Source organism: Streptomyces fulvoviolaceus, assembly GCF_000718165.1.
Lineage (GTDB): Bacteria > Actinomycetota > Actinomycetes > Streptomycetales > Streptomycetaceae > Streptomyces > Streptomyces fulvoviolaceus.
Window position 1 is genome coordinate 1 of sequence record NZ_JOEY01000153.1, and the last position, 985, is coordinate 985.

A 985-nucleotide genomic window follows, 5' to 3' on the forward strand; every position below is an offset into this window, starting at 1 on the left:
GGTCCACTGCGGGTCCATCTTGGGGTTGACCATGCGCCAGCCCAGGGTGGTGGAGTACAGCTCGGTGTGCCCGGCGGGGAAGGGCTTGTCGGACTTGGGCAGCACATACGGTGCCCGGGTCATCGACTCCACTCCGCCGGCTACGGCGATGGAGGCGTCGCCGATGGCGATGGCGCGGGCGGCCTGGATGACGGCTTCGAGGCCGGAGGCGCACAGCCGGTTGACGGTGACGCCCGGCACGGAGGTGGGCAGTCCGGCCAGCAGGGCGGCCATGCGGGCGACGTTGCGGTTCTCCTCACCGGCGCCGTTGGCGTTGCCGAAGTAGACGTCCTCGATCCGGGCCGGGTCCAAGTCGGGTGTGCGGGCGAGGAGTTCACGGATGGCGTGGGCGCCCAGGTCGTCGGGGCGCACGGATGCGAGGGCGCCGTTGTAGCGGCCGATGGGGGTGCGGACCGCGTCGAGGATGTAGACGGTCTTCACTTGAGGTCCTCCGCGACGGTCAGTTTGGCGTCGGTCTTGGCGATGACGTCGTCGACGGTGACTCCGGGGGCGACCTCGGTCAGCACCAGTCCCTCCGGTGTCACGTCGAGCACGGCGAGATCGGTGATGACACGGTTCACACACGCCTTGCCGGTGAGCGGCAGCGCGCACTCCGAGAGGATCTTCGGGCTGCCGTCCTTGGCGGTGTGGGTCATCACGACGATGACGGTGCGGGCGCCGTGGACCAGGTCCATGGCGCCGCCGATCCCGGTGATCATTTTGCCGGGGATGGCCCAGTTGGCCAGGTCGCCGCTCTCGGAACACCTGCATGGCGCCGAGGACGGCGACGTCGATGTGCCCGCCGCGGATCATCCCGAAGGAGAGTGAGGAGTCGAAGAAGGAGGCGCCCGGCAGGACGGTGACGGTTTCCTTGCCGGCGTTGATCAGGTCGGGGTCGACCTGGTCCTCGGTGGGGTAGGGGCCGGTGCCCAGGATGCCGTTCTCG

1 protein-coding gene and 1 pseudogene are annotated in these 985 nt (G+C 69.1%); both read right to left on the bottom strand.

The window, feature by feature from the left end; all coding sequences use genetic code 11:
• The coding region (locus tag IG08_RS0153260) for a thiolase family protein (RefSeq protein ID WP_030622130.1) at nt 1–480 on the bottom strand (480 nt) is incomplete at its 3' end.
• Nucleotides 477–985 (bottom strand): annotated as a pseudogene (locus IG08_RS55485) (3-oxoacid CoA-transferase subunit B); the annotation flags it as partial. The gene IG08_RS0153260 and the pseudogene IG08_RS55485, both read right to left, overlap by 4 nt.